18 protein-coding genes are annotated in these 23,745 nt (G+C 45.6%); 7 read left to right on the forward strand and 11 right to left on the reverse strand.

The genetic code is table 11. From position 1 onward, the window contains the following. Positions 1-217 precede the first annotated feature (217 nt). Positions 218-1,915 carry a methyl-accepting chemotaxis protein gene (locus tag MKZ09_RS32455; protein ID WP_076201984.1) on the forward strand — a complete coding sequence of 566 codons (1,698 nt, stop codon included), beginning with the start codon at positions 218-220 and terminating at the stop codon, positions 1,913-1,915. 77 nt (positions 1,916-1,992) lie between these two features. On the opposite strand, the gene MKZ09_RS32460 is transcribed toward MKZ09_RS32455, so the two are convergent. From MKZ09_RS32460 to MKZ09_RS32480, 5 genes are all read right to left on the reverse strand, one after another. Further along, positions 1,993-4,008, reverse strand: a complete 2,016-nt coding sequence (locus tag MKZ09_RS32460; protein WP_038573706.1) for a bifunctional diguanylate cyclase/phosphodiesterase — start codon at positions 4,006-4,008, stop codon at positions 1,993-1,995. A 233-nt stretch (positions 4,009-4,241) separates the two neighbouring features. Next, positions 4,242-5,900, reverse strand: coding sequence for a hypothetical protein (locus MKZ09_RS32465; RefSeq protein ID WP_076201987.1), 1,659 nt, complete (start codon positions 5,898-5,900; stop codon positions 4,242-4,244). Continuing rightward, the gene (locus MKZ09_RS32470; protein ID WP_036682032.1) at positions 5,893-6,699 is read right to left on the reverse strand and encodes an ABC transporter ATP-binding protein; all 807 of its coding nucleotides are present in this window, start codon (positions 6,697-6,699) and stop codon (positions 5,893-5,895) included. The genes MKZ09_RS32465 and MKZ09_RS32470 overlap by 8 nt, the downstream gene beginning before the upstream one ends. Before the next feature lie 688 nt (positions 6,700-7,387). Next, complete coding sequence (locus MKZ09_RS32475) at positions 7,388-11,107, reverse strand: S-layer homology domain-containing protein (protein ID WP_076201990.1); 3,720 nt, start codon at positions 11,105-11,107, stop codon at positions 7,388-7,390. A 73-nt stretch (positions 11,108-11,180) separates the two neighbouring features. Then, positions 11,181-11,951, reverse strand: a complete 771-nt coding sequence (locus MKZ09_RS32480) for a hypothetical protein (RefSeq protein WP_076201992.1) — start codon at positions 11,949-11,951, stop codon at positions 11,181-11,183. A 356-nt stretch (positions 11,952-12,307) separates the two neighbouring features. Here MKZ09_RS32480 and MKZ09_RS32485 point away from each other — a divergent pair, with 356 nt between their 5' ends. After that, positions 12,308-13,663 carry a dicarboxylate/amino acid:cation symporter gene (locus MKZ09_RS32485; RefSeq protein ID WP_036682429.1) on the forward strand — a complete coding sequence of 452 codons (1,356 nt, stop codon included), beginning with the start codon at positions 12,308-12,310 and terminating at the stop codon, positions 13,661-13,663. 88 nt (positions 13,664-13,751) lie between these two features. On the opposite strand, the gene MKZ09_RS32490 is transcribed toward MKZ09_RS32485, so the two are convergent. The 4 genes from MKZ09_RS32490 to MKZ09_RS32505 form a co-directional block, all read right to left on the reverse strand. Continuing rightward, entirely contained in the window at positions 13,752-14,747 is a 996-nt protein-coding gene (locus tag MKZ09_RS32490) for a Gfo/Idh/MocA family protein (protein WP_076201995.1), read from the reverse strand. A gap of 163 nt (positions 14,748-14,910) precedes the next feature. Beyond that, on the reverse strand, positions 14,911-15,864 hold the full coding sequence (gene menA / locus MKZ09_RS32495) for a 1,4-dihydroxy-2-naphthoate polyprenyltransferase (RefSeq protein ID WP_036682041.1): 954 nt from the start codon (positions 15,862-15,864) through the stop codon (positions 14,911-14,913). Positions 15,865-15,902: 38 nt separating this feature from the next. Continuing rightward, positions 15,903-16,679 carry a DUF6081 family protein gene (locus tag MKZ09_RS32500; protein WP_076201997.1) on the reverse strand — a complete coding sequence of 259 codons (777 nt, stop codon included), beginning with the start codon at positions 16,677-16,679 and terminating at the stop codon, positions 15,903-15,905. Between the two features lie 35 nt (positions 16,680-16,714). Further along, positions 16,715-17,632: a prenyltransferase gene (locus MKZ09_RS32505; protein ID WP_036682043.1), complete on the reverse strand. Its 918-nt coding sequence runs from the start codon at positions 17,630-17,632 to the stop codon at positions 16,715-16,717. A 335-nt stretch (positions 17,633-17,967) separates the two neighbouring features. Between MKZ09_RS32505 and MKZ09_RS32510 the strand changes: the two genes are divergently transcribed. The 4 genes from MKZ09_RS32510 to MKZ09_RS32525 all read left to right on the forward strand — a co-directional run bounded on the left by MKZ09_RS32510 (position 17,968) and on the right by MKZ09_RS32525 (position 21,198). After that, positions 17,968-18,591 carry an acetate uptake transporter gene (locus MKZ09_RS32510; protein WP_036682044.1) on the forward strand — a complete coding sequence of 208 codons (624 nt, stop codon included), beginning with the start codon at positions 17,968-17,970 and terminating at the stop codon, positions 18,589-18,591. Positions 18,592-18,645: 54 nt separating this feature from the next. Next, entirely contained in the window at positions 18,646-18,963 is a 318-nt protein-coding gene (locus MKZ09_RS32515) for a hypothetical protein (RefSeq protein ID WP_076124017.1), read from the forward strand. Between the two features lie 121 nt (positions 18,964-19,084). Continuing rightward, on the forward strand, positions 19,085-19,561 hold the full coding sequence (locus MKZ09_RS32520) for a DsrE/DsrF/DrsH-like family protein (protein ID WP_036682046.1): 477 nt from the start codon (positions 19,085-19,087) through the stop codon (positions 19,559-19,561). Between the two features lie 119 nt (positions 19,562-19,680). Continuing rightward, complete coding sequence (locus tag MKZ09_RS32525; RefSeq protein ID WP_370511157.1) at positions 19,681-21,198, forward strand: aminotransferase class V-fold PLP-dependent enzyme; 1,518 nt, start codon at positions 19,681-19,683, stop codon at positions 21,196-21,198. A 12-nt stretch (positions 21,199-21,210) separates the two neighbouring features. Here the strand turns inward: MKZ09_RS32525 and MKZ09_RS32530 are convergent, their stop codons facing one another. Both MKZ09_RS32530 and MKZ09_RS32535 read right to left on the reverse strand, forming a co-directional pair. Beyond that, positions 21,211-22,122: an aldo/keto reductase gene (locus tag MKZ09_RS32530; RefSeq protein WP_076132647.1), complete on the reverse strand. Its 912-nt coding sequence runs from the start codon at positions 22,120-22,122 to the stop codon at positions 21,211-21,213. Between the two features lie 59 nt (positions 22,123-22,181). Next, positions 22,182-22,799 (reverse strand): TVP38/TMEM64 family protein, encoded by a 618-nt coding sequence (locus MKZ09_RS32535; protein WP_036682051.1) that lies wholly within the window; start codon positions 22,797-22,799, stop codon positions 22,182-22,184. 180 nt (positions 22,800-22,979) lie between these two features. Between MKZ09_RS32535 and MKZ09_RS32540 the strand changes: the two genes are divergently transcribed. Further along, entirely contained in the window at positions 22,980-23,498 is a 519-nt protein-coding gene (locus MKZ09_RS32540; protein WP_076132649.1) for a GNAT family N-acetyltransferase, read from the forward strand. The last annotated feature ends 247 nt before the right edge of the window (positions 23,499-23,745 follow it).

The raw sequence follows: 23,745 nt of genomic DNA on the forward strand, positions 1-23,745 counted from the left end.
ATAACTCAAGCGTACCATTAGAACTGGTTATGATTCAATGGTTTTGTCTACTAAACCATTGAAAGCATGAGGGAAAGCGCAAACTCCCATGATTCTCCAATTTCCGACACAGAAATACTATATTCCATGTAAGGTTATAAGCATATCAATACGATATAATCGTAGAGGTGAGAGCTATTATCACTGAGAACATAATTTGTCAAGGTTGGTGCGAAGAATGAAATTAGCAACTAAATTAACTTGGATGATGTTCGTCGTCTTACTTCTTGTAGGATCATCCATCGGGTTTTTCGGATACCGTACAGCTTATAAGCAAGTAGACGAAGCTGCAGGTATCGAATTGGTAGGATGCGCTAATATTACAACCGGCCTGATTGACCCCGCAGACATTTCCGCATTGTTGGCAGGCGATCAAAGTAAACTGGAGGCTGTAGAGGATCGAATCGGTTGGATTGTAGCACATAAGGCTATTTTTAAAGAGGCATTCATCTTATCCTTAGACGGAAAAGTACTTGCCGCAGATTCAAGCTTCCAAGCTAGAGGTTATAAAGCAGGCGATACTTTTTATTTTTCAGATGAAGATAAGCAAATGATTACTGAGCATAAGCATTCCTCCTACTCCAAGGTTTATACATACGAAGGCACCTCACTTAAGACAGGGTACGGCCCCATCTATCAGGATCATGATCCGTCTAAACCTATAGTTGCGCTGATGGCTATTAATTTCGATGGCTCCATAATTCAAGAACGAACTCAAGATATCATTGTTCAGCCTTTTATTATCGGAACTTCCATTCTGGTTATAGCTATTGTGGCAGCTTATCTGTTAATCCGCCGAATGATTAGTCCGTTAACCAAGCTGTCCAAAGGGGTCAATCTTGTTGCACAGGGCGACCTTACTCATAATCCTATTTTATTCAACAGCAAGGATGAGATTGGTACATTAGCCCGTAATTTCAATGACATGACCCAAAGCCTGCGCTTACTTATTACCGAGGTCAATGAGACCTCCATGCAGGTAGCCTCCTCTTCCGAAGAGCTCTCCGCCAGTGCGCAGGAAACCAACCGGGCAGGTGAATATAGCGTCAATGTTACGATTGAGCTTGCCGATAGCGCGAATTCGCAGCTGCAGAATATGGAGGGTGAATATAAGTCTGTACAAGACCTATCTCGTTTCATCACAGAGATTGCAGGCAATGCAGATAACGCGATGAATAATGCGGTCAGCAACGCTAATAAAGCACGTACAGGCCGTGAGGCAATGGATTCCACCACACAGCAGATGAGAGTCGTAAGTGACAGTATTACCGACCTAGCACTCATTATTGAAACCTTGGGTGGTTATTCCAAAGAAATTGAAAATATCGTGGGTACTATTGCCAGCATCGCAGAAGAAACCAATCTCCTGTCCCTGAATGCAGCGATTGAAGCCGCAAGAGCTGGAGAAGAGGGAAGAGGGTTTGCGGTCGTTGCCCATTCCGTACGTAAGCTTGCTGAGCGCTCAGCCCATTCCGCTGCGCAAATTGGCCAACTGGTCAACATCATCGTGAACCAGATGGATCAGGCAGGAGAAACTATGAAACGCTCTACAGAAGAGATGGAGCACGGCAGAGAAATGATTGCCACGGCAGGCCAGTCCTTCTCGGAGATTGAAATGTCTGTCTCGGGAATGGCCTCACAAAGCCAGCAGATCTCAGGAACGGTTCGACAGCTTTCGCTGATCTCCGACCGTCTCGTTACAACCCTTCAGAATATCGTAAATGTCGCTAATCAGACGGCCAGCAGTGCAGAGACATTATCCGCTTCCTCAGAAGAACAGCTTGCCGCAATGGAGGAAGTTGAGTCTGCAGCAGCTTTCCTGTCCTCACTAGCTGAGAAGCTGCAAATTCTGATTGAACGCTTTAAGGTTTCTTAATAGCAAAGGGGCTAGCATCCAAGCAGAGAGATTCTGCTTAGACGCCAGCCCCTTATTCTATGTATTGAGATCATCTGCTACGATACTGCTGTATTCGCTATAAACCACTGGCCCAGCTCATGCACCGGCATTGGCCGACCATAATAATAACCCTGCATCACTCTGCAGCCTAAGGATTGCAGCAGCTCAATCTGCTCTGGTGTCTCCACACCTTCCGCCACGACCTCCATATTAAGATTGGTGGCAATCGCAATGATATTACTGATAATGGCTTTCTTGGAATGCATCTTGCTCTTACGAATAAACACTTGATCAATCTTGAGTGTGTTCACTGGAATCTCATCTAAATTACCAAGGGATGAAAAGCCTGTCCCAAAGTCATCCAGTGATACCCTTACCCCAAGCGCCCGAAGTCTGGAGAGCTGCGCAACCGTCTCTTCCATGTTATTCATCGCAATGGACTCTGTAATCTCCAGTTCAAGGAAATGCGGCTCTAGACCTGAACGTGTGAGTGCTTCTTCTACAACATCGTATAAGCCCCCGCCCTCAAACATCCGTGCTGACATATTAATAGAGACTGCGACATTTGCTATCTCTTCCTTATGCCAAAGCATGTTCTGGCTGCATACATCATGCAGCATCCAATAGGTAATCGGGACAATCAGTCCCGTTTCCTCTGCAATGGGAATGAATTCCGCGGGGGAAATTATCCCATGTTCAGGGTGCCGCCAACGCAGCAGTGCTTCAAGACCCACGGTAACGTTCATATACGAATCCCACTTCGGCTGGTACACAACCATAAACTCGGAGCGTGCCAGCGCTTTACGAAGATCCTTCTCCAGCGACATCCGTCGCAGCTGATGGCGGTTCATCTCCTGATCAAACACACTGAATTTATTCTTACCCGAATCCTTAGAGGTATAAAGAGCTGTATCGGCTGCCTTCATTAAGGCTGAGCGGTCAGTTCCATGCATAGGGGTCATACTGATCCCCACACTTGCAGTAACATATAGCTCATTACCTTGAATGCTGTAGTATTTCTTAAGCTCATATAAAATGTGCTCTGCTTCCTCTTGCGCATCCTCCACAGTACAATCTGGAAGAGCGATCAGGAATTCATCTCCGCCCAAACGAAAGACCTTGCCTTTACTTCCTACAGAGCGTCTTAATCTTATAGCGACCTCTCGCAGTAACAAGTCCCCTATATCATGTCCAAGCGTATCATTAATCGACTTAAACCGATCCAGATCCACAAAAAATACGGCGCCAGATCTACTCCCGAAAAATTCATCTTTAAAATAACGCACCAGACCATGCCTGTTCGGAAGATCAGTTAGTGGATCATAATAAGCCATCCGTTCCAGCACATGCCGGTCCAGAAATACAGCACCACCAGAAATCGCAAGCATAAATAGCGTTACCAAGGATACTCCCATTAAAAGAATAACATCAGTCTCCATAAAAAAAGTTGTATTGCCTAGCAGACCGTTATATTCAAAATGAGTCGCCCTTACACTCGTATAATGCAATCCAGTTACCGAAAATCCGATAAAGAGAGCAGAGTATAACTTCCAGCGGTTAAAACCCACATAGTCTTTAAACTTGTGAAATAGAAATAATCCGATAAAAGACGAGAGCATAACGAGGATTACAGCACATGTCTGAGTCCATATCTCATAATGAATCTCCGCTGCGATCTTCATGGAGGACATCCCGATATAATGCATAGCAGAGATCCCGCTGCCCAGAAGAACACCACTAACTATTAAACAACTTTTTCTTAAACGTGGCACAAACGTAATCCGGAATGCCGAATAGCAGCACAATACACCAACCAATAACGATAATACAGCCCTGCCTGGATAATAATTCACGCTAAAAGGAAAACGGCTCGCCATAATCCCTACATAATGTATCGACCATATGCCACTGCCGAGTACACATGCCCCCGATATTAACCATAAGCGACGAACTTTCCCAAACGAGCGAGGGACTTGCGAGATCAGATTCAGCGCGGAATAAGCTGCAGTCGCCGCTAGCGCAAATGATAGTAAAACAATCCAAACGTTATAGTGGATTCCCATTTTATCCATTAGTTAACCTCTTCACCGGTTTTGAATACCGTAATCGCTGCAGCGTATTTCTCAAGTAAAAAATCAGTACACGAATATCAGATAAATGGAAGAGTGCGTAAAGATTATAGGTTATCCCTGAAAAGCAACTTTAGATGTATTCTACCTTGTATTCAGCCGATTGTCTAAGAAAATACTGGAATTTATACCCTTTTTTTATGTCGGCAAAAAATGTCCATATTTGACGCATTCACTCACCCCGGAAAGTTGGATATGTGACCTGTGGTTGATGGGGTTTTGGGGAAGGTCTTTCGCCATAACCATTGATTCAAAACTACCAGAACTAACAGATAGATGTAAATTCCTCCGGTAAATAAAGTGAAGACATAATGAATACCCGCCATCCCCATCAGCAAAAACATAAGCATGAAGGCGACTCCAGTGTAATCCTTTTGTTTGGCTGCCTCATAACGCTCTGAAAAAGGTAAGCTCCGCGGATAAACACGAAAGCAGATGACTGAGAAAATCAGCATGGCGAATAATACCACTACTAAATCAGGTACAATGTGCACACCGAACAACAGAATGAACAATACCGCATCTACAGCAAATAAAGGCAAGACTAGCCGCAGCAGCGCCGCCTTAAGCATCCCACGGTAAATAGGTGTGCTATCGGGTAAAGGAATCAGCCTATAAATCCAAGCTCCTTTATAACTTGTAGAGTAGCGTAGCATCTGTATTACAGTCTGCATTAACATCGTGCAGAAATAGATTAACAAGTACACTTTTGAATCTTTAAGGGAACCATCATAACTATTCTGCAATATACCAAATATAAAAATAAACGGGAATGCGATAGAAAAGCCAAGTGCAGGATAGACCTTCAGCTTAAAATCGCGCTCATTCTTCATCATGGACCAAGTAAACCGAAAGAAGATCTCCTCTGCCGGTTCCTTGCATACTCTGCGCGAGAGCCACTCTGCGATCTGGCCCTTGTCTTTTCCACCGGAGCCTTGCTCCGCCAGCTTTTGCAAATTCCGCTCAAACTGTGGCATCAGCTTAATATAGGCTGCCATCAGTAAAAGTGGGGTTATCAAAGCCAGCATTGAAAGAATGAAGTAATAGGGTTCTCTCGCTCCACCAAGCAACAGTTCAAACGGAGCCGCGAACCAAACCGGAAAAATAAAGTACTGCCACCAAGCAGGATGATAAGCAGCGCCAAGCTCAGTGAGGTTGAACAACCGGGAGATGAATTGATAGCCCACCATTATTCCGATCGTCAGAAGGATTTGCGTATAATTTATAATATCCTTGAGCTTCTCCCCATCAAAAAACCGCATGATCATCAGGTAGAGCAGTGCAGTTATTACGAGGATAAAACAGTCTAACAAGACAATTGTCACCGCATACATCAGAAAAAAAGCGATCCCCTGCTTAAATAGGCTAAATACCAAAGATGGACCAGTGATCGACAATGTAACTGTCCCTAAGTAGAGGAGAACGTGGATGGTTTTGGCCATATTTAAGGTGGTACGGTTGACGGGTTTGGAAAAAAGAATATTTTTATCACGTAAATCAAGCATTACTGAAGAAAAGTCAGAGATCAGGGTTGTGGAGACAAAAAACATAATGATCCCAAAGGTTAAGCTCATTTGCAGCATATAGTGATCGTTGGATAGCGTTAGCGGAATTAATATTAAACCAAACAGTAAATAAATCCACTGTAATCGCAAAGGTGAACCTTCTTTAACGTTCTCCTTTTTCTGCATGCCTGCAAGCGCTGTAGGCGTTCTTCTTCCGTCCATGGTCAGTTTGATCTGCAGAATACTCCGCATGGTGTCATAATCGACTCCAAATCTTATAAATGCACCCCGCAGCTTATCCAACAGCCTCAGCACGAAGAAATCAGTCATAAGAGGATACCTCTTGCTCCTGCATGACCGCAACAAATTCACCAGCGATATCACGGTATTTATCAAATCCGGTTAATTGATTGAAAATATCTTCAAGCGTCCCTTCGCGGCCTTTCTCCTTCAGCTCCGCAAAACTTCCGTCCGCCACAATATCTCCGCCATCTATTAAAATGATCCGGCTGCTGATTTTCTCAACCACATCCATGATATGTGAGGAGTAAAAAATGGTCTTCCCCCGTGCCGCCAGCGATGCAAAAATCTCCTTCACTATCATCACGCTATTAGCATCCAAACCACTCAGCGGTTCATCCAGGAATAAAATATCAGGGTCATGCAGCATGCTGGAGATAAGCAGCACCTTTTGCTTCATCCCTTTTGAGAACGAAGAAATCCGCATATCATATGACTTCTCCAAACCTAGCAGTGTAGTTAATTTTTTGGCCTTGTAGTCTGCCTCCGCACGACCTAGCCCATACAGCTCGCCAACAAAGGTTAGATACTCTCTTGCAGTGAGACTATCATATAATTCGGCTACCTCCGGCACATAACCTATACGTTTCTTGTAAGAAACATCCCCATCGGCAATATCCTTACCGAAAATCTCCACTTTACCGTTATATCCTTCTACCAGACCGAGCATAATCTTCACCGTTGTACTCTTGCCTGCCCCGTTAGGGCCGATATAACCAATAATTTGTCCTCTATATACCTTAAGATCAATTCCCTTTAGCACCATTCGGTCTGTATAGTTCATCCATAAACCTGAAATCGCTATGACCGGATCGTCAGCTAAACCCATATCTCAGTCCCCTTTCTAGTAACTAATCAATAATGTGAAATATTACTACTTTATGTAATTACAATAATTGTATCATTTAGTAGAATCCTCTTCCATGATTTAGTCTGCTAATCTTATGTCTAGTTAAAAAAAGAGTGGCCATTAGGCCACCCACTAGAGCTTTATAGCGAAAGGCAGCGCCACCGATGCCACGAAATGGCTGTTGGCGCCCCCTTTATTTGAGCAAACCGGACTAAGATCAGCATACGTTTGGTCGGGTAGCATTTTTGCGTAAGAGAGCGAGCACGCTATCGGACACAACTGACCTTATACGCGGCTTTTTACCACATTTGGAGTGCTAAAGGACCCCATAGTCGCTATCAGCATGAAAAACACCATAAATGCACCTTTTTCTAAGCGATAGCGTCGCTGGAGTCCGAAACTATGCCCCAAAGGCTGGAAAGTGGAAAATAACGTCATCTGGGTCCGAAAGCCGCGCCGATAATGAATGAGCTGCTGAAACAAGCGGGTAAGAGGGCAAGCGTGCAAGCGGACAGGGCAAGGGCAACCAGCCAGCTAACAAACAAAAAAACAGAGCAGCGATACTCCAATAAAAGAGGAATCGCGCTCTGCTGTCTTAGCCAAACCGAATCGCCGCATTCATAGTTGAACGCTACTTACGTGACGTCCGCTATGTCTTAGTGGCTGATTATTTGGATAGCAAATTGTAAATAACCTGTGCTGCTTCTGCTCTTGTAGTGACTTCCTTCGGATTGAGTTTACTGTTCGCTCCGGTCACTACGCCTCTCTCTACCAGCGCTTGAAGGGCTTCTTGTGCATAACCAGCGATCTGTCCAGCATCACTAAATCCGGCAAGCGTGGCCGCTGTCTTCTCAGATGGCAGTTCACCTAGCGCTACAAGCGAGCGGTACAAGAGTGTAAATAGCTCCTGCCTAGTGATCTGAATATCTGGCTGGAATTGATTATCTCCCGAACCCGTTGCTACCCCAAGACGCTTAGCTGTAGCAAGATAATTCGTATAATACGTATTGCCCGCATCTGCAAAATTATCAGCAGCAATGGCATCCGGTGTGATGTCATAAGCCTTGAGCAACAAGACGATGAACTGCCCTCTAGTGATTGCAGCATTAGGACTGTAATGTTCAGCATCCGTACCAGATGTGATACTGCGTGCTGCTAAGAAACCTACTGCATGGCTATACCATGATGCCTCTGGAACATCTGCAAAGCTCACCTGATTATATCCAATAATATATTGGGAGAAATGTGTGGTTACAAAATCTACAGTTCCCTTGGCGGAATTGTAATTTCCACGTACATTGTCCAAACTTCCAGTGCTGTTAATGTGATACACAATAACCGCATCTGACCGTTCTCCCGCTTGCAGCACGTACGGTACGCTGACACGAACACTGCCCCCACCGAAGGTGGAAATCGTACTTTCACCCGCTATAACCGACAAGTCATAAACCGGTCTGTCTCCGAGGACAGCCTTGCCTTCTGCCGTTAATGACACCTTCGCGATTCTAATAATGATGTCTCCGGCATCTGAAGCTGCACTAATGCTCGCCAATGATTTGACATCAAACGTAATCGTACCCACATTCTCATAATCAATGGTAATCTCCGCCTTCGTTCCGGCGGCTAACTCATTAATTATGCTTCTTGGAAGAGTAAGATCAGCTGTTTGAGTATCCGAAGTAGCTGCAACTTTAATTTCAAGAACAGCCTTCTTCCCATCAACTTCTGCCTTCTTAACGAGACTCACAAATTCAGCAGCCGTTTCTTTTGTGATCGTACCAGTAGTAACTCCTGTGGTTTTATCCGTTTTAGTTGCTGCTGTTGCTGACAGGTTTACGGTATTCCCTGCTGTTTCCGTAGCAACCAGTTGCGGGCTTGCTGATGGTGTTGGTGTAGTCGTGCTCGGTGTAGAATTGCCACCTGTTCCACCTGTTCCAGGATCTGAAATAGGCACATAGGCCGGAACAACAATGTCAGTCACTGGACTTGCCTTATAACCTTCTTTGGCTGCGTATCTCACTTGATACGTGCCCGGTATTAATCCTGTGATTTCTTTATCTGGTGCATACACATAATTAGTTACACTCGATAGCTTATATTCTAAGGCTGTCGTGGTTCCCGTAATTCTTCCATCGTTGTTCGCTGCTGAGGTAGGAGCAACTCCCTGCAACCCAGTTGGAGCTGCTTGTTCCGCAGTGAATGCTGGAACGATTACATCTGCTGCTCTACCCGCGTTAAATCCCTCTTTAGCTGCGTATCTTACCTGATAGATACCCGGCACAAGTCCAACGATCTCTACATCTGATGCGTAGACATAATCGGTAACGGTAGACAGCTTATATTCCAGCGCTTTCGTAGTTCCTATAATTTTACCGTCGTCATTAGCTGCACTGGTTGGTGCTACACCTACTAATCCTGTAGGTGCCGCTTGCTCACCATATGCCGGGACTTCAACTGTAGCATCTTTACCAACGCTGTACCCCTCTTTTGCCGCGTATCGCACATTATAGAAGCCCGGAGTAAGACCAGTGATAGCCGCACCTGTTACAGGCTTATAATCAGTTTCTCCAACGCCTTTATACTCCTGTCCTTCCGCTGAACCCGTAATTTGCCCATCATCATTAGCTTCAGAAGTAGGTGCTACGCCTACCAGTCCTGCCGGGGCTGCTTGTTGATGGGTGTAAGCAGGAACTTCCACACTTACGTCTTCGCCAGCATTATAAGGAATGATTGTGGGTCCAGCTGCGGAGGTTGGCCCTTGATAGCCCGATGTTGCGGCATATCTTACCTTATAAACACCAGGTGCAAGCCCTGTGATGGCTGATCCTGAAACTGGGGTGTAAGCCTCGTCTCCAGCAAGCTTAAATTCCAATGCTGTACTGGTTCCTACAATTTGCCCATCCTTATTGTCGGCCGCAGTTGGTGCTACACCCGTAAGTCCTGCCGGCACAGCTTCGAGTCTGGAGAATATTTTATCCAGCGCTGTTGTAGTGTTATTGTATCTGGCTCCGATTGGGTAATTAGCCTGCACGTAATCCGGTTGGATATTCGTCCAGCTGTACATAAGTTCAACATGCCCTAGAATCGGTGTATTTTTGCCTTCTGCATCCTTGTTGTCCTTGTTATAAGTGAACAGATATGGAACCTGAAGTCTGTCTCCGCTCACGGTGTTTCCAAGTCCATCTACATAACTAATTACAGTTGGTTTAGCAGCTGTATTGTTTTCGGTCTTGATATTGGTCAGATAAGTACGAACCAGATCAACATAAAGCTGCGCATACGGATGATTGGTGGTTCTAATCTGAAGCTCATTATTATTATGCGGATTCGCACTGCCCTTAGTGCCGCTGTTGTTATTAGGCTCAGCAACGGTCACACCAGCATCCAGCTTAGTGTCGAAGAAGTAGATCTTATTGATATTATGTTTTTTGGCATATTCGTTGATATATTTAATCACCGCTTGCGTGTTAGGGCACCACGAGCCGCCTAACAAAATCGCATAGTTTCCCTCACTCGCTAAAATTTGCTTCAGCTGATGATAGGTCACATGTTCATAAACAAGCGTGCCATCCGCTTCATTGAAGATCGTAGGTTTGCCCTCATTTTCCCCTTCATAGTTCTTATTAAATGCTGCCTTGATATAAGCCGACTCGTCTATAGTGTCATATCGGGAAGCGGCACCCAGCACCTCACTTACTGATGTTTTATACGCATTAACCTTCGCCGCATCAAGTGTTCCGTTCGTCAGGAACTCATCCCACGAATAGCTCTTATCCAGGTAGGATACGACAGGAGCACTATTTCCCTGTGCATCCTTGTGATCCTTGTTGTATACCAATAAGAATGGAGACTCAAGCTTGTTAGCAGTCACAACTTCCCCGTTTTTATTGGTATAGCTGACATTGTGTTCTGGATCATCTTTGGAAGACAGATTTAAATTCTTCAAATACTTGTTGACCAGATCAACATATTTATAAGCAAATTTATTATTGCTGTCTGCAATCTGAAGGGTGTCCCCATCCAGCTTAGTATCAAAGTTATAAATCGTAGAGATGCCGTATTCCTTGGCTGCCTCGTTGATAAAGCCGATATCGGCCTGTGTATTCTCGCTCCAAGCGCCGCCAACCAGAACAGCGTATGTGCCTTCACTCTCAAAAAGATGAACGATATCTTCATACGTCGCTGTTTTAAATACATGGTTATCATCATTTAGACGGTCATAGACATGACTGAAATAGTCAAACTGGTTAACGCCGCCTCGGGAAGAGGTTATCGCCTCTGCGGTATCCGGATTAGCATAAGCTCTTCCTGCCTGAGTAGGCAGGATTAGCAGGGAGGCTGCCAGCAGCAGCGTTACAATTTTTTTGAAGGTTAATGGTCGTATCATTATGTGCACCTCGCCTTAAATAGGTTTATGGGATGAATGGGCTGAAAGGAATCCTGAATGAGCCTGCTGCTCATCAAGGACAAACCTCTTCCTCAGCGGCTGGTGCCGGTGCGGGTGCCTGAACCGTTTCCGCTGGAGCAGCTGCTGGTGCACTGACCGTGGATGCAGGTGCAGAAGACGATGTTTTCGGTTGAGAAGACTCAACTACCGGAGCCGGGGTCGCTTTAACTACCTCTGTTGTAGAGAAGGTTATAGCTTTTTTGGAAGGTGTCTCCGTTGCTTTTGCTACGGGAGCCACGGTTTCCTTAGGCTGTTCAGATACAACAGGAGCGGCGGTTGGCTGAACGGCTTTAGCGGTTACGTTTGCTTTTGGAGCAGTCGTAGGCGCAGCAGTTGGCACAGGCGTTGCCGCGCTGGTTTGCGGTTTAACAGATGCAGATACCGTTGTTGCAGCTGTTGCCGTCTTAGCGGTGTCCGCGGCAGGGGATGCAGCTGCTTTAGGCTGAGCTGCACCCGCTTCTGGAGCTGCTGAAGCCACAACCTTCGCCGCAGAATCAACAGCGGCGGCTGGAGCCGCAGTAGCTTCTGCCGTGACTGTCTCTGCTGCTGGAGCCGAAGCTTCCGGCTGGACAGCTTCTGTTACAGGAGCTGCAGTAGCTTCTGCCTGAACAACAACTGCGGCTGCAGAAGTAGCTACTGGTAAAGCTGCTGCGGTTACTGCTGTATTACTACTCTCTTGAATGGGTGCTGCCTCTGCTGTTTTTTTGTTAGCGGATACCGCGGCATACGTCAATGCGGAGAAGACGATAGCGGCGGCAACCAAAGAGATCGAAAGCTTTTTCATATGTGTACCATCCTTTTCAAATAAAATAAGAAACCCCTTCACTACATTCTTGTACTTTAAATCCGTAACTCTCCCTTCTCTAAAGTAAAAAAAAAGAGACTCAACGGGACGCAATTTACGCGTCTTTCGTTGAATCTCCGGCTGTCCAGTCGATTCCAATTGGCTTGTGATTAAGTTCCATATTATTCATGCCATAGTGCCTTGTCAATCAATTTTTATTTTTCACATGGTTTTTATCGGAATTAATTATTTTTAACATATAATTACATTGACTTTACTATAAATTCTATATAGATTGATCTCAATAGGATTAATCACATTAAAAAACTAGGTTTAAGGGGGTATTGATAGTGAACATAGATAACAACTTATTATCCGCCATCGAAACGAACTGGTATGGATTTGTTGCTTCCATATTTGTGTTTGCAATTTTGTTTCTACTGGCACGTAAACGAATTGGATTTGGAACCCGGGTACTCATCGGACTTGGCATCGGACTTATTGCCGGTATATTCTTTCAGTACTTCGATTTAGAGACCAAAGCTATTAGCACATTCGGCAGCATTTATGTCAGCTTGATCCGCATGCTCGTCATTCCTTTAGTATTCGTACTCGTATTAAACAGTATTTCTTCCTTAACCAATCTGGAGTATCTACGCAAAATCGGGATCAAAACCTTCGCCTGGTTCCTCGGAACAACTGGCATCGCTTCTATTATCGGCCTATCCGTTGCACTGCTGTTCAATCCCGGCCAAGGTATACAACAAGATGTACCCGCAGATTTTGCAGCCCGGGAAATCCCGACCTTCTCCCAGGTTATCCTCGATCTTGTTCCCTCTAACCCTGTTAATGAAGCAGCTACGGGTAAGGTTGTGCCTCTACTCATTTTCGCGATCTTCCTAGCAGTGGCTATAATCAAGATTGGCTCCAAGAAACCGGAAGCCGTCAAGCCTGTACGTGATCTTATTGAATCCCTGACACTGATACTGCATCAGGTTGTGAAATTCATTATTCGCCTGACGCCTTATGGCGTATTCGCACTGATTGCCGGAATCACCGCACGTTATGGCTGGGAGACATTGCAGGAGCTAGGCAGTGTAATTATAACCTCGTACGTAGCAATGATTATACATTTTGTACTTATCTTTGGCGGATTGGTTCTATTAGTAGCGAAGGTGAATCCAATTCGTTTCTTCCGCAAAGTGTATCCAACCATTACCGTTGCCTTCACAACCAGAAGCAGCTACGCAACCCTTCCGGTCAATCTCGAAGTGATTACGAAGCGGCTTCATGTCTCCCCGCGGATCGCGAGCTTTATCGCACCGTTAGGGGCATCTGTGAACTTTAATGCGTGCGGTGGGATTTGGCCAGCTATTGTGGCTGTATTTACCGCCCAAGTATTCGGTATTGATCTGAACTGGACCGACTATATTACACTGGTATTAGTAAGTATTATTTCTTCCATTGGTGTAGCTGGCGTACCTGGACCTGCCGTAATATCGACCACGGTAGTCTTAACTGCTCTCGGCCTTCCGCTTGAAGGAATCGCTATCGTTGCAGGTGTTGAAGCGCTCATCGATATGGGCCGTACCGCAGTAAACGCAACTGGAACAGCTGTAACAGCTCTGTTAGTAGCTAATTCCGAAGGTGAATTTGACCGCGAAGCGTTTAATAGCAATGATGACGATGATATTCTCTTGAGCACCGTTTAAAAGCTGAAACTGTAAAAACCTCCGGAAGCTGCGTAAAGCAGAGCGCCCGGAGGTTTTTTTTGCACAGATTCCTATTGGATTCATCTTCTTATAGCATACTAATTCTTTCCCGCTTTTTAGCAGAAGCTAGACAAGTCTCGATCAATTGCATGCCCAGCACTGCATCCTCAGGTGCAAATAATTTTTTCCCTGTAAATACTGCGGCGGCAAAATCATCCACCTCCCGTGTATAGGGATTCGCCCCGGTGGCATCAACCCGTCTTACCCCTTCTCCCGTATGCACAAAAAATTCGGCATCCTCATCTCTAGCATTAAAAGGCATAGGCACTTCAATCATCCCATCGGTCCCCAGAATCTCTAACAGCTGGCGGTTATATGCCCACATCCCGCAATCAAAAATCAGGCTTAGCCCCTTCGGAAACTCTACCAGCCCTGAAGCCATCATATCTACATTGTCATGCTCCGGAGAGAACATTGCCTGCACTGTCACGGCTTCCGGCTCAGCTCCGAACAGCAGTCGTGCTGCACTTAGCGGATAACAGCCGATATCATAAAGCGAGCCGCCGCCCCAAGCGGATTTAAAACGAATATTAGAGGTGTCTGTAGCGTCATTATAAGTAAAAGTGCCTCGGATGGAGCGTAATTCGCCAATTTCACCGCTAGCTATAATCTCCTGCAATTCCGCAATCCGAGGATGATGCCGATACATATAAGCTTCTGCCAAATGAACTCCAGCATCATTACAAGCTTTTACCATCTCAGCTGCTTCTTCACTGTTCAGCGCGATCGGTTTCTCACATAAGATATGTTTTCCAGCTTCCGCCGCACGGATTACCCATTCCCGATGGAGGTGATTTGGCAGTGGAATATACACCGCATCAATATCCTTATCCGCCAGTAATTCCTCATAGCTGCCGTAAGCTTTATCTATTCCGAACTCTGCGGCTACAGCGCTGCTTTTTTCTAAACCGCGACTGGCTACCGCTGTAATCATTCCCGTCTCCGAATCCATTATAGCCGGCATCACTGAACCTGTCGCAATCTGCGCGCAGCCCATGATTCCCCAGCGAAGTTTTTGCACCATCGTTGCTAACCTTCTTCCTTATAGATTACTTACTATACTTAAAGCCACCTTATCATAGAATGAAACGTTTCTCTAACAGAAAGAAGCCTGCAAATTGCAAAAAAACAGTGCCAAAAGGAGCTCCAACCCCGATAGACACTGCTTTTTTATAAAATATGAATGTTTATATTAGTGCATTTAACAGCACAGCCGCACCCAGCACAACTATACGCGCAAGGTTCATCAATACGAAGTTTTTGACGGCAAGAATAAAGGTACTCGCCTTCTCCTGTTTCTCTGTGAACAAGGCAATATTTCGGCGCAGCGGGATCAGCGTAAGTAGAATCAACAAAACCAGAATAGGGTTAATTCCTAAGATCAGCAGCACTACAAGATCCAAGTAAGAGACATAGTAGAGATATTTAAAAAGCACAAGGGCATTGCGGCGGCCAATGTACACCGGAAGCGTGTACCTGCGATTCTCCACATCCTCATCAATATCACAAATATTATTAGCGAGCATAATCCCTGCGATCCCCAGAATAGCGGGCACGGAAAACCAGAAAAGGTACAGCACTTCCACGATGTTGATATTCAAGCTGACCCAGCCGTTCTGAAGCAGCAGTGAAACCACATGCTCATCCGTATGGATATAGGCAGAGATAAAAATAATAACAAAGCCCATAAACAAACCCGAGAACAGCTCACCTAACGGCATCCGCGAGATGGGAATCGGCCCGAACGAATAAAGTATACCGATCAAAAACGACAGTCCACCCAGCAAAAAGACCAGCAAACCCGTCTGAGTGACAAGCGCAATCCCGCCCCCTGCTGCCAGCGCCAGCAAAATAACAATCGTCGCCACGACGGTGCGCTCTTTTAGCTTAAAATGAACAATCGCATTATGCGTTTCGTAGCCGTAGCCGTGGGTTTTGGAGGCTTTTTTGAAATCGTAATAGTTGTTAATCGCCGTCGTCGCCATATCGAAGCTAAGCAAAGACACGAACATCAATCCAAAACGCAGCACGTAAAAATCCTCAAACCGGTACAGGGCATACAACGTTCCCATTAGAAACGGAATAATACTGGCTACCTTCGTCGGCAGCTCCACAAATCTTAGAAAGCTTTTAATATTCACACCATACACCCTTATCTGTCAAATGAGCCTGCAAGGCATTACTGTTCAGTTGTTGTGATCGTCACTGGCGACCATTCCGCAATAACTGTTTGTCCATGTACAGACACACTGCCTTCAGGACTCAGATCCTTCTCTGTCATAATTCCGAGCGCTACAGTGAAGTTATTGAATTTAAGCGGTATATTTCTCTCGCGGCGTACTTCCTTGCCGTTCAAATAGAATACAGCCTCATCATTGCCACGGTGATAGGTAATACGGTACGTATTGAATTCCCGTGGTTTGAAATCCGTATCTTCTTTAAAGATACAGAAATATTTCGTTCCAGTGCTTTCTGGCACTTGTACACCCGGGAATGGCAAAATACCATATACACTAGCGTATTTGTCATTTCCCGCGAAGAAATCGAGCGCAGCGCCTGTCGTGAAATCCAGCAGGTTCAGCGATACATATCCATCATACAGATCTCCAGGTGCAGTTCCTTGTGTACGGCAACGAATTTGCAGCTCAATGCTAATCTCTCCAGCTTCCGGAATCTCCACTGGCTTAGCTGAATAATACATGTGCTTGGCATTGTCCAGAATTTGCACTTGATGGTTCTCACGAGATAACTTCGCACGTACATACAAGGTATCATTACGAACGATAACTACAGCCTCCGGCTCACGGTAGGCCCAAAATGATCCGTCAGGCAGTGTAAATCCACCCGTCTTCCAGACCTTTCCTTCTTCTAAAATGGAGTGGAAATCCCCAAGAACCATGCGATTGCCTTTGACTTGTTGTTCTTCTGCTATCAATTCCTTGTCCTTCTTTTCCATGAAAGCTCACTCCTTCTGTAGTCCATCTATTAGTATCAGATCAAGCCTTGAATTAATAAAGTTATTGCCATTACTACTCCGCAGCGTACGGAGGCTTTTTGTGAAGCACCCATCAGCGGGATATAAGCTGGCGAAGCATTATGTTGCTTAAGACTACTGTAAATGCGCAGCGGCCAGAAAGCTGTAACCAGCGCCAGCAGTGCGTAAACAGGAAGTACACCCAACAGCACACAGACTATCACCGAAGCGTAGCCAGTGAAAAGGAGTACACGTGAGAATACAAGTGCCTTTTGTTCTCCCCATACTACAACAAGCGTAAGCTTACCCGCCTGCTCATCCGCTTTCCAATGTAGGAAATGGTGATTAAACAACAATAATGTAGTTAAAAATCCGACAGGCAGCGAGAGAATTACAGGCTTCATGCTAAACTGACCGGTTTGTACGAAATAGGAGCCTAATACAGGCATAATCCCAAAAGCAATAAAAATGGCCATCTCACTATAGCCTTTGCCGCGATAGCCATAACGCAGTGGCGGAGCCACATAGAAATAAGCGATTAAAGCACCAACAAGTACAAACCAGAGGATATTCCAACCGCTATATATACTAAGAATCCCACCACAGATAAGGGCAATCGCCAGCATACTCCAGGTCATCCTTGCATAAAAAGACTCCGAGAGGATCCCACCTGTCAGTAGCCCGGAGTTTGTGCTGATTTCACCAGCGGAATTCTTTGCTTCTGTATCGGTTCCGTTGCGGAAGTCCCACAGATCATTCACCATATTGGAGAACAAATGCGCCGAAATCGCCCCTATTAAGGTAAGAATAAATAAAACCGGATGGAATGTCCCTTCCCATACATATGCCCCAACGGTCCCCAAAACAATCGGGATGAGCATAACAGAAAAACTCCAAAACCGGGTCGCCTTGGTAAATAATGTCCATTTGTTCACTTCAAGCTTACCGCCTTTTTCATATGATTTGATAATAATTATCACTGACTATTATACATCAATTTTCGATAGATTGTGAAGATTATCACTGCATATAATGTCTATTCTTGACATAATACTTCCGTTTGTTTGGTTAAGTATCTTGATAATGGAAGATAAAAATGTAAACAATTCCTTATTTCACGCAGGACCCCTATTTTACGACAAAAAATGAGTGTTGTTTTATAGGCAAGCACATACCGATATGATATGATAGGCAAGCCTATGAACAGCGTCCCTTACGGGCTGTTTTTAAGAGCGTAAAACTATATATAATAATGGAGGCTTTTACTGTCATGTCAGCGCAATCCCCTAACACCCAATCTGTCAAAATCGTCACTGCCGACCCTAGCGCCATCGGGCTATTCGGACTGGCTATTGTCACATTGGTCGCTTCTTCACAGAAGCTTGAATTTACAACAGGACTTAGCTACGTTATTCCTTGGGCTATCTTCCTGGGAGCATTCGCGCAGCTATTCGCCGCCATTCAGGATGCTAAGCACAACAATACCTTTGGTATGACCGCCTTTGGCGCCTACGCTTTCTTTTGGTTCGGCATGGCTAGCAGCTGGCTGATCAAGCTCGGCGTATTTGGTCCAACGCTTGCTGAGGCTGTAGATCCTAAGCAGCTCGGATTTGTATTTCTGGGTTACTTGATCTTCACACTCTTTATGACGATTGGTGCCGTTGAGGCAAATAGAGTTCTGCTTATCATTTTTGTATTGATAGATTTTCTCTTTATAGGACTAACCTTTGATTCCTTTGGGATCGCTCCAGAATTCTTCCATAAGCTAGCTGCTTGTGCTGAGCTTGGTATTGGTATCGTGTCCCTTTACGGATGTGGAGCATCCGTGCTAAACGCTCATTTCGGCCGCAGCTTCTTGCCGATTGGAGCTCCTCTGGGCATCTTCAAAAAATAGAAATTGTTCTGATCTTAAACTAATACTTTTGCAAGCCGAAAGGATGCTGAGACTATGCATGTCCTGTCCTCTTCTGAATTAGCGGTAACTGCTATTTTCGCCCTTATTCTCGCAGTTATTGCCTACCTGATCATTCGGAATATCCCGAAGATGGTTGGCGATATTGCGGCTTTTCGCAAAAGAACACTGGTTTGGACCCAAGTTTCACTAGTACTAACGGTGCTTCAGTTGAATTTTAAAGCAGGCGATTGGCGCTTTTCTATCGTCCTTGGACTCATCGTGTTATTTACCGGAGCTATTTGGCTGTCCGCCCGTTATTACGACATCAGTCGAAATGCAGGCCCAGAATCTAAAGATCCTGAAGTACATTAGTAAATCTCAAGCTCCCGAAAGGGGGCTTTTTTTTATAATTTCAGAAAGCTTCTTCGCATAGTTCTCCCCATCACAACCATACTAATGACATTCTAATAAAAGTAACGGGAGGATTATCAGGGTGAGCAAAAAAATCAATCTGCTAATGTTCAGTGGGGAATACGACAAAGCGATGGCTGGACTGATCCTAGCGAATGCCGCAAGAGATATCGATGTCGAGGTTACTATGTTTTTTTCATTCTGGGGTCTATTTTTGGTGCGTGATCCAGAGAAAATGACCCTTGAGGACAAGAGTATCTACGAGAAGCTGATGGATGTTATTACACCGAAGGGCCCTGGGCAACTGCCGCTCTCTCATCTGAACTTTAGCGGGCTGGGACGAATGATGCTGGAGGAAATGATGGAGGAACAAGGCGCACCGAAGCTGATTCATTTTCTAAAAGGGGCTCGTAAAAAAAATATCAAATTCTATGCCTGCAAGCTTTCTGTGGAGATCATGGGCTTTAAGCCCGAGGAACTGCTGCCAGAGGTCGAAATCATCGATGCTGCGGCATATTTAAAAGATGCTTTAGAAAGTGATGTACAGTTATTTATTTAAAGTCTAACTAGGCTTTAACCCAATCCCCCATGCAGGCATATACTGTTGCCATAGAAACTACTGGCACGCCGAAAATACACCCCATTAACTTAGCACTGACGGCGTACGGGCTGGAGGGAATATCCGTGCTAAACATCATCCACGCCTCTTCTGCAGAGACGCCTGCTTCATTACAAGACCATTTTGATACTTTTCGTGGTCACACCATCGGCATTCGGCATCAAATCAACACCCCCTATGGCAGACAGCCGCTTCTGTATGCCGATTGGACCGCAAGCGGGCGCTTATATGAACCGATCGAACGCAAGTTGCAGGAAGCCTTCGGTCCCTATGTCAGCAATCCACATACAGATTCCAACACCACCGGACTAATCATGACGCAGGCGTATAATGAAGCTCGTCAAATCATTAAGAACCATGTTAATGCTGGCCCTCAGGATGTACTACTCTTCTGCGGCAATGGCACGACAGGAGCCGTGAACAAGCTGCAGCGTATCATGGGATTAAGGCTCCCGGAATGGCTACAGGAACAAAATAACCGTGCACTGGAAGACCGCCCCGTTATCTTCACCAGCCATATGGAGCATCATTCCAATATTCTCCCTTGGCAGGAGGGACTTGGTGACGTCGTTACCATTCCCGCCGGAAAGGACGGAAATATTGACCCTCAACAGCTTGAAGACCAGCTGCGACTGTACCCCAATCGCCGTTTTAAGATCGGTTCATTTACAGCTTGTTCTAATGTGACTGGAATTCAGACGCCTTACGCAAAGCTAGCGGCTACTATGCATCGTCATGGGGGCGTATGCTTTGTGGATTTTGCCGCCAGTGCTCCCTACGAGCCTATCAATATGCACCCACCTTCCCCACTGGAGAAGCTTGATGCGATCTTTTTTTCTCCGCATAAATTTCTGGGTGGGCCGGGCACAAATGGCGTTCTAATCTTTGATGAAACGCTGAGCAATGGACGTATTCCTGACGAACCGGGTGGAGGTACAGTAGCCTGGGTCAACCCTTGGGGAGGACGCCGCTACACTAATGCGATTGAGATGCGGGAAGACGGGGGAACGCCGGGGTTTTTACAGGCTTTTCGCACGGCACTTTGCGTGAAGCTGAAGGAGCAGATGAATGGAAACGGTCAATATATGGTAATTAGAGAACACGAGCTGTGTCAGGAATTAATGGCAGGACTCCGCTGCATTCCGGAATGCTCGCTGCTGGCCGGAGATCACACAGAACGTCATGGAATCGTCTCTTTTACACTGCGCGATATTCATTACAACCTCGCCGTCCAGCTGTTGAATGACCGTTTCGGCATACAAGCTCGAGGCGGTTGCTCTTGTGCAGGTCCATATGGACATTACCTGCTTGGATTAGGGTGGACGCAATCCGCTCAGATTGCCGGAGCGATCATGAACGGCGACCAATCCTTCAGACCAGGGTGGATTCGCATCTCCCTACATCCCATTATGACTAATCAGGAAGTAGAGAGAATTGTATCCGCTGTAAGGAGTATTGCGACCCATGTCCAGCAATGGAAGCAGGACTACCTTTACGATACTTCCACGAACAGCTGGAATCATATCTACGCGCAGCACTCACCCGAGATGAAGCTCCAAGAACTCTTCACCATGTAACAATCTAACTTATCACAAGTTGCCCTTCACCATGTCCAAATCGGCAGCACTGGCATTGGAGATTACTTGTTCTACATTTTTGCAGCCCGGAATTACACTGGTTACTGCGGAATGCTGGAGGCACCAAGCCAAAGCCCACTGCGCCATATCCAGACCTGACGGCACTTCATTAGCAGCAATTTCTGCTACTGCGCGCAGCTGCTTTTGTCTTACATCCTCTTTATGGTTAGCTCGCACATCACCCTGAGCAAAAACCGCATCCGGCTTATACTTGCCGCTCAGATAACCACTGGCTAACGGAACGCGAGCCAACACACCTAATCGATGCTCGATGCACAGCGGAAGAATCTCTTCTTCAGGTTGACGATCCAGCCGATTATATACTACTTGTATGGCCTCTGCTTGCACATCCGCTGCCGCAGAGGTCTGGTGCACCCCCGAGCCTGATGCACTGATCGACACGCCCAAATGACGGATTTTTCCGGCTTGCTTCTGTCTGTCGAGCATACTCCACAGCTTATCATTATCGAATTGCTCATCGGTTCCGGAATGAAATTGATAGAGGTCAATATACTCTGTTTGGAGTGCGCGCAAGGAGTCGTCCAGCTGCTTAAGCACATCCTCAGCACGCCATAGCTGTTCCCGCTGCAAATGCCCCTGAAAATGATGGCCAAATTTCGTAGCTACAACCCAGTCCTCGCGTTTGCGGCGCGCCAGATAATCCCCGATGAATTTCTCCGACAAGTGATCTCCGTAACATTCTGCCGTATCAATCAGATTAATACCCAGCTCTCCAGCCTTATCCAGCATCGCATCGACTTCAGCCTGAGCGAAATCCTTGCCCCACTCTCCGCCAAACTGCCAAGTCCCTAGGCCAATCACCGAGACATTCATTCCTGTACTGCCAAGCTTACGATATTTCATCATCATTTCCTCCTTTATTCTATTTAAATTTAGGGATTCAAGTTAATTCTGACACTATGCTAAGCTATCTTGTTCCCATCCTGTGCCGTTCTAGCAAAACGCGCTTCGATGGCTTTGACTCCCCATAACGACAGCCCGATAAACAACAAAACATAGATAATCTCCCAAGGCTGGCGAATGAAACGTTCCAGATCGTTGCCAATGTATGAAACTGCGAATACCATAATCGCTTTACCCACCGTGAGCGCAAGAAGATACGAACGGAACCTCATCCCGGCAAGCCCTGCTGCCATATTAATCACAACAAAAGGCCCTACCGGAAATATACTAAGCAGAAAAACATAGCTGAATCCGCTTTGCCGCACCCATGTCATGCTTTTGGCTACTTTGGGCCGTGCTGCCCATTTTCGCAAATAACGATGGGAGGCTACTTTGCGGATAATCCAAAAGGTAGTCACACAGCCTGCAACCAGACCGATCCAAGAATACAAAAAACCTAACCATAAACCATATACGGCCCCATTTAATCCTACGATCGCAATAGTTGGTAGTGGTGGTATAAATGATTTCATAAACGTTAACGCAATGCCCGGAAAGGGCCCAAACGAACGATATTGTTCAAGCAGATGCCGCAGATTATCCTCTGTCAGCCAAGACATAATATCAAGAAAATACATAACCAGCTGATCTCCTCATCCGATTGGAATTCTTAACACTTGGTCTCAATTATACACGAAGTTACGTTCATTCCTACAGTGCCGCCAATATAGAGTGAGCAACCGGGACTAATTAAATGACAGGGAGAAAATTCTTCGTTACTATGGATAAAAATACATATTAGACGGGGGCATAAGGTTATGATCATTCCTTCCGAAACGTTGGATCTACAAACTACCACCGAGCAGGATTTAGCGTTCGTTCTAGCCATTGAGCAAAGTGAGCTTAATCGTGCCTATATCGGACAATGGAGTAAAGAGGAGCACATTACGGCTATCCATGATCCAGATATCCTGCACCTTACAATTTGGGAGAGCTCCGGGAAAAGAGTCGGCTATATCATCGTAACAGGACTTCAAGATATTCATCTTACCGTTTGTATTAAAAGAATCGTCATCCATTCCAAGGGCTTTGGATATGGCAAACTGTCGCTTCGTCTCGTGAGCGACTGGATCTTCCAGCACACCGAGACGCATCGGCTATGGTTGGATGTTAGAGATCACAACCACAGGGCCCGCCATGTCTATGAAAGCTGTGGCTTTACACTGGAAGGGACTCTACGTGATTGTATAAAGGTTGAGGGACATTTTGAATCTCTGCATATCATGTCCATATTACGGAATGAGTATATAGAGCGTGAGCAGCAGCGACAGAAATAGATTAGGGAAATCTTCCCTGATTTTTGATCTTCCAGGTGCCTATAAATGCAAATCAGGGAAAACTTCCCTAATATTCAGCCAGTTTGAGCAAAATCGGCGTATTTCAGTGATTTTTAGGGAGGTTTTCCCTAAAACGTCTATTTCGGGACCCTAATCAGCCACTTTTTAGGGAGGATTTCCCAAAAAAAGTGTATACCGCGATGATAATCGGCTATTTTCATGGAGGTTATTCCCCCCCTTTCAGGAG

It is taken from the genome of Paenibacillus sp. FSL R5-0908, assembly GCF_038006245.1.
Taxonomy (GTDB): Bacteria; Bacillota; Bacilli; order Paenibacillales; family Paenibacillaceae; genus Paenibacillus_AQ; species Paenibacillus_AQ odorifer.